The organism is Streptomyces boncukensis (genome assembly GCF_011045075.1).
GTDB lineage: Bacteria > Actinomycetota > Actinomycetes > Streptomycetales > Streptomycetaceae > Streptomyces > Streptomyces boncukensis.
The window spans coordinates 1-6,605 of record NZ_JAAKZZ010000421.1 but is presented as its reverse complement, the minus strand read 5'-3'; the positions used below and the strand labels follow the sequence as shown (position 1 = coordinate 6,605).

Annotated in this window: 6 protein-coding genes; all 6 read left to right on the top strand. The window is 74.0% G+C overall.

What is annotated here, in order from left to right:
- Positions 1-73 precede the first annotated feature (73 nt).
- Positions 74-1,126: an NAD-dependent epimerase/dehydratase family protein gene (locus tag G5C65_RS28615; protein WP_165301936.1), complete on the top strand. Its 1,053-nt coding sequence runs from the start codon at positions 74-76 to the stop codon at positions 1,124-1,126.
- 148 nt (positions 1,127-1,274) lie between these two features.
- Entirely contained in the window at positions 1,275-2,429 is a 1,155-nt protein-coding gene (locus G5C65_RS28610) for an acyltransferase family protein (RefSeq protein ID WP_165301935.1), read from the top strand.
- Positions 2,430-2,811: 382 nt separating this feature from the next.
- A complete protein-coding gene (locus tag G5C65_RS28605) occupies positions 2,812-4,032 on the top strand; it encodes a sensor histidine kinase (RefSeq protein ID WP_338146711.1) in 1,221 nt (406 codons plus the stop codon).
- A complete protein-coding gene (locus G5C65_RS28600; protein ID WP_165301934.1) occupies positions 4,029-4,697 on the top strand; it encodes a response regulator in 669 nt (222 codons plus the stop codon). Before G5C65_RS28605 ends, G5C65_RS28600 begins: the two co-directional genes overlap by 4 nt.
- 88 nt (positions 4,698-4,785) lie before the next feature.
- Positions 4,786-5,700 carry an ABC transporter ATP-binding protein gene (locus tag G5C65_RS28595; protein WP_165301933.1) on the top strand — a complete coding sequence of 305 codons (915 nt, stop codon included), beginning with the start codon at positions 4,786-4,788 and terminating at the stop codon, positions 5,698-5,700.
- Positions 5,697-6,509 carry an ABC transporter permease subunit gene (locus G5C65_RS28590; protein ID WP_165301932.1) on the top strand — a complete coding sequence of 271 codons (813 nt, stop codon included), beginning with the start codon at positions 5,697-5,699 and terminating at the stop codon, positions 6,507-6,509. The genes G5C65_RS28595 and G5C65_RS28590 overlap by 4 nt, the downstream gene beginning before the upstream one ends.
- The last annotated feature ends 96 nt before the right edge of the window (positions 6,510-6,605 follow it).

Below are 6,605 nucleotides of genomic sequence, written 5' to 3'. Positions count from 1 at the left end.
CCGTACCGCCGTCCCCGTCCCGCCGTCCCGACATACGACCCCGCGTCGTCCGACCGCACGCCAGGAGGCCGCGATGTCCCCGAAGTCCGCCCCTCCGCCGCGTCTGCTGGTCTTCGGCGGTACCGGCTTCGTCTCCCGGGCCGTGGCCGCCGAGGCCGTCGCGCGCGGCTACGACGTCACCTGCGTGGCCCGCGGCACGGGCGGCGCGCCGCCCGAGGGGGCGCGGCTGCTGCGCGCCGACCGCGACCTGCCGGAAGCGCTGGCCCCGCTGCGCGGCGCCCGCTTCGACGCGGCCGTGGAGACCGCGACGCTCTCGCTGCCCTGGGTGCGCCGCGCCCTGCGCGAGGTGACGGCAGACCACTGGACGTTCGTCTCGTCCATCAGCGTCTACGCCGACACCCGCACCCGCGGTCAGACGCTCGCCGCGGCGCCGCTGCGTCCCGCGCTGTGCGGGGACGAGGCGGCCTACGACCCGGCGGCCGACCCCGAGCCGTCCCAGGCGCACTACGGAGGGGTCAAGCTGGCCTGCGAACAGGCCGTACGGGAGGCGACCGGGGACACGGCCTTCCTCGTCCGGCCGGGGCTGGTGGTGGGTCCGGGCGACGACGTCGGCCCGTTCGGCTACTGGCCGCTGCGGATGGCACGCGGACGCACCGCCGCCGTGCCGGCCGAGGACGGCGCCGACGGGCTGCCGCTGCCCGCGCAGTGCGTCGACGTACGCGACCTCGCCGCCTGGATCCTCGACCAGACCGGCGCGCGGACGGCCGGGGTCTACGACGCCGCCGGTCCCCCGGTCTCCCTGGCCTCGCTGCTGCGCGAGGTCGCCGACGCGGTCGGCCACGACAGCCTGGAGCTCCTCCCGGTGCCCGAGGACACGCTGCGGGAGGCCGGGGTGCGGACCTGGACGGGCCCCCGGTCGATGCCGCTGTGGCCGGGGCCGGAGCTGTACGGCGCGCTGTCCCGGGACGTCGCCTCCTCCTTCGCCGCCGGGCTGCGGACCAGACCGGTGGCCGAGACGGCCGAGGCGGTGCTGCGCGACCGGCTGGGCCGTGGCGCGAACACACCCCCGGTGGCCGGGCTCACGCCCGTCGAGGAGGCGTCACTGCTGCGCCTGGCAGCCGGCTGAGAACCCGCCGCCGGGGCCCCGAAGTGGGCTTTGTGCAACCGGGGTTGGACGTCGCGATGCCATCCCGGGGTGGCATACATCAGGCCATGGCCGTTGGTACGTTCGGCGCGTTCTCACCGCTCCGAACACGCCGGGAGACGCCGTGTCGATGGCCGTACCACCCCTGCCCTCCGCCGCGCGGCTGCCCTCGCTGACCGGCCTTCGCTTCCTGGCGGCGTTCGCGGTGTTCGCCTCGCACGCCTACTTCACGATCTGGTTCGACGGGGTGTGGGAGGGCAACACACCCGCGATGTTCGCGCTGATCACCGCGCGCTCCGGGGTCGGGTTCTTCTTCCTGCTGAGCGGGTTCGTGCTGGCCTGGTCGGCGCGGCCGGGCGACACGGCGCGGTCCTTCTGGCGCCGCCGCGCGGCGAAGATCTACCCCGTGCACGCGGTGACCTGGTTTGTCGCGCTCGTCATGATCAACTGGACGGGCGGCCAGGTAGCGGCCCGCCAGGCCGTGCCCAACCTGCTGCTCGTGCAGTCCTGGACGTCCACGTTCGACGTGTACGACAGCGTCAACGGCGTGTCCTGGTCGCTGTCCTGCGAGGCGTTCTTCTATCTGACCTTCCCGCTGGTCATCCACCTCGTGCGCCGCATACCCGCGCGGCAGCTGTGGGACTGGGCCGCCGGGACGGCCCTGCTGGTGATCGCCCTGCCGCTGCTGGCCACGGCGGCCTTCTCCGACGAGCCGAAGTTCGCCGCCTTTCCTGTGACGCTGCACCAGTACTGGTTCGTCTACATCTTCCCGCTCACCCGGCTGCTGGAGTTCGTGCTCGGCGTCCTGCTGGCCTGTGCGGTGCTGGAGGCCAAGCGGGTGGCGGTCCGCTTCCGGCACGCGCTGCCCGCGCTGGCGATCGGCTACGCGCTCGCGCTCCAGGTGCCCTTCCTGTACGCCGTCTCCGCTGTCTTCGTGGTGCCGATGGCGCTGCTGGTCCTGGCCGGCGCCGGCGCCGACATCCGGGGGTCGCGCTCGCTGGTGCGGCGGCGGCCGATGGTGTGGCTGGGCGATGTGTCGTTCGCCTTCTACATGGTCCACATGCTGGTGCTGACCTATGTCCACCGGCTGATCGACGACGATCACACGGCCTCCGGCCCGGCCAGAGCGGGCTTGGCCGTCCTGTACTTCGGGCTCGCGCTGCTGGCCGCGTGGGCGGTGAGCGTCTGCGTCGAACGCCCGCTCACCCGCCGCTGGGGCGCGGCAGGGCCACCGAAGCCGGAGGCCGGGACGCCGCCGCGCAGCGACACCTCCGTGGCCCCCTGAACCGTACGGACACCCGCGCGGGACGGCGCGGGGAAGGCGGGGTGGACCGCCCCGCCACGGGGGGAAGCGGGACGGCCCGGCCATCGCCATGCGGCCCTGGCGACGGATATTCAAGCGCACCTCTCGATAAAACTCAAAGGCGGCAACGAAGACGATTATCGATTACTTGTGCCACACAAAACGGAATTTCTAGAACCGGCCCGTATGCGTATGCCCGCCATCGGGTGAGCAGGAAGGGAAGGAAATACCGGGGTGGCCGGAATCAGCCGGTGGCAGATTTCCCCCAATTCGGGCCACGGTTCGGGGCGCGGCGGCCGTCGTCGCGTTCCGCTACTTCCGTCGGCGTACGCGCGCCGTGCGTGCCGCTCCTATCGTGAGCGGCGTGACGACCTCGGACGGTGTGCTGGTCCGGCTGCGCGCGCTCCCGCCGCCAGCCGTGGACCTGCTGATGGTGGCGGTGGTCGGGGCGCTGACCGGGGCGGACGCGGCGGTCAACGACCCCGGCCACCGGCAGGCGGACGGGTTCACCTGGCTGCTGCTGGCGGTGTCGCTGGCGGCGCTGGTGTGGCGTCGGCGGTGGCCGCTGCCCGTCGCCGTGGTGACCGGCGCGGCCTGTGCCGGGTGGGCGCTGTACGGGCACATCGGCGAGCTGCTGAACCTCCCGGTGATCGTCGCGCTGTACACGGTCGCGGTCTGCGGGAGCCGCCGGCGCACGCTGTGGACCGGGCTCGCCGCCTCGTTCGCCTCGGGGGCGGTGGCGCTCGGCGTCGGCCGCGACGTGGCGAACCCGCAGGGGCTGCCGGTGCTGGAGATGCTCTGGCCGCTGGTGCCCCTGCTGCTCGGCGCGGTCGTCAGGACGCGCCACCAGCTGCTCGCCGAGTACGCGGCGCGCGCGGCGCGCGCCGAGGAGGAACGGGAGCGGGAGGCGGAGCGCCGGGTGCACGAGGAGCGTGTGCGCATCGCGCGCGAGCTGCACGACATCGTCGCGCATACGGTGGCCGCGATGACCGTCCAGGCGGGAGTGGCCCTCGACGCCTTCGAGACGAGGCCGGAGCTGTCCCGCAAGGCGATGCGGCAGGTGCGTGACTCCGGCCGGGAGGCCGTACGGGAGCTGCGCTCCACGGTCACCGTGCTGCGCGACCGCGACGACGAGCCGACGGCGGCGGCGCCCGGACTCGACCAGCTCCCCGACCTCGTCGAGCGGTTCTCCGGCAGCGGTGTCGAGATCGCCCTGTGCCGGGAGGGGGAGGCGGACGGGCTCTCCCCGGTGACCGAGCTGGCCGCCTACCGCATCGTGCAGGAGGCACTGACCAACGTCGTCAGACACTCCGGGGCACGGCACGCGGCGGTCTCCACCACCCGGCACAGCGGCGCCCTCACAGTGGAGATCGTGGACGACGGCGACGGCGACGGCGGTGACAGCGGTGACGGTGCCCCGGACGGCCCGCTCTCCGGGGCGCCGTCAGGCGGTTTCGGGCTCATCGGGATGCGGGAGCGCGCGGCGGCGGCACGGGGCGACATCGAGTACGGCCGGGTGCCCGGCGGCGGGTTCCGCGTGCGGGCCCACCTCCCGGTACGGGGCGAGAGGGAAGGCCGATCATGACGGTACGGGTGGTGCTCGCCGACGATCAGACGGTGGTGCGGGCGGGCTTCCGCGCGCTGTTCGACCTCACCGACGACCTCGTGGTGGTCGCCGAGGCGGCCGACGGAGCCAGGGCCGTCGATGCGGTGCGCACCACCCGCCCCGACGTCGTCCTGATGGACATCCGCATGCCCGACGTCGACGGCATCGAGGCCACCCGCCGCATCGCCGCCGACCGGGCGCTCGACGGCGTCCGGGTCGTCATGCTGACGACGTACCAGGTGAACGAGTACGTCTTCGAGGCACTGCGCCATGGAGCCGCCGGCTTCCTGCTCAAGGACATCGAGCCGGACGAGCTGCGCACCGCGGTTCGTACGGTCGCCGCGGGCCAGGGGCTGCTGGCACCCGCCGTCACGCGTTCCGTTGTCGAGGAGTTCGCGCGGCTGAAGGCCCCGGAGGCGCAGGGCGCCGCACGCCTCGCCGAGCTGACCGACCGGGAGCGTGAGGTGATGGCGCAGGTCGCGCGCGGCCTGAGCAACGAGGAGATCGGCCGGGCGCTGGCCATGAGTCCGCTGACCGCGAAGACACACGTCAGCCGGGCCATGATCAAGCTGGGTGCGCGGGACAGGGCGCAGCTGGTGGTCTTCGCCTACGAGACGGGGCTGGTGCGCGCCGGTGAGCGCTGAAGCCCGCTGCGGAGCTACTCCGGGGAGCGCAGCGCCGGTCTCCCGGCGGCGGATTCCGAGCCGCGCGTCCGCCCGTAGCGTCCGGCACATGATCGAGGCAACCGGACTCACCAAACGCTACGGCGACAAGACCGCCGTCGACGGGCTGACGTTCACCGTGCGGCCCGGCAGGGTGACCGGCTTCCTGGGGCCGAACGGTGCCGGGAAGTCCACCACCATGCGGCTCGTCCTCGGCCTGGACACCCCGACCTCGGGCCGTGTCACGGTCGGCGGCCGGCCCTACCCCGCACTCTCCGCCCCGCTGCGCACCGTCGGCTCGCTGCTGGACGCCAAAGGCGTGCACGGCGGGCGCTCGGCCTACGACCACCTCGCCGGGCTCGCGGCCGGCAACCGCATCCCGCGCCGCCGCGTCGAGGAGGTCCTGGAGAGCGTCGGCCTGCCGCCCGACACCGCCCGCAAGCGGGTCAAGGGGTTCTCGCTCGGCATGGGGCAGCGGCTCGGGATCGCCGCCGCGCTGCTCGGCGACCCGGAGGTACTGATCCTCGACGAGCCCGTCAACGGCCTGGACACCGAGGGCATCCGCTGGATCCGCGAGCTGATGAGGTCCCTGGCCGCCGAGGGACGCACGGTCTTCCTCTCCAGCCATCTGATGAGCGAGATGGAGCTGACCGCGGACCACCTCATCGTGATCGGCAAGGGCCGGCTGATGGCCGACACCACGATGCGCGCGTTCATCGAGTCCCACTCCGGGGCGCACACCCTGGTGCGCTCCCCACAGCCGGAAGAGCTGCGTGCCCTGCTGGAGGCAGCGGGGGCGCGCGTCCATGTCACGCCGCGAGGCGGCTGGCGGGTCGAGGGGCCGGACGCCGGCACGATCGGCGACCTGGCCCGCGAGCACGGCCTGGCGCTCCACGAACTCACCCCGGCACACGCCTCGCTGGAGGAGGTCTACACGGCCCTGGCGCAGGACGAGGCCGAGTACCGGACGGAGGCGGCCCGATGAGCGCCGCCCGCACCCGCCGGACGCACAGCGCGCCTCCCGGAAGCCGGCCAGCGCCGCCCGCGCGGGCCGGGTTCCGGGAGGCGCTGGCCTTCGAGTGGATCAAGTTCCGCAGCGTGCGCTCCACCGTCCGGACCGCGCTCGCGGCCGCCGCGCTGCCGCCCGTGGGCGCGGTGTTCGTCGCCGCGACCGGAAGCCTCCAGGACGACGACACGGTGCTCGGCGGCAGCCTCACGCTCTCGGTCGTCGGCCAGATGCTCGCCGCGGTGCTCGGCGCGCTCCTGATCACCGGCGAGTACGCGCACGGCACCCTGCGTACGACGCTCGCGGCCGTCCCGCGGCGGGCCACCGTCCTCGCGGCCAAGGCCACGCTGCTCGCGGCGCTGCTCTGGGCCCTGGCCCTGGCCTCGTGTTCCGTCGCCTATCTGGTCGGCGACGCGCTGCTGCCGGACGGCGAACGCCCGCAGGGGGAGCCGCTGCCCGCGCTGTTCGGGATCGCGGCCTCCTTCGCCGTGGCCGGGCTGCTCGGGCTCGCGGCCGGCACCCTGGTACGGCACTCCGCGGGCGCCGTGACCACCGTCGTCGGGCTGCTCCTGCTGCCCTCCCTGTTCGGCCCGCTCTTCGGCGGCGCCGAGCGCTGGATCGCCGGGATCTCCCCGACGGCGGCGCTGGAGAAGCTGACCCAGACCTCGGACGCGAGCGCCGACGCGGTCGGCAGCCTCGGCCCCTGGCCGTCGCTGGCCCTGGTCACCGCCTGCACCGCGACGCTGCTCGGGGCAGCGTCCATGACGCTGAGGAGGCGTGACGTATGACGACGGCTCACCGCAGGAAGGTCCTGGCGGCCGCGCCCGCCCTCGCCCTGGCGCTGCTGCTGCCCAGCGGCGGGGCCGCCCAGGCCGGTCCCGCCC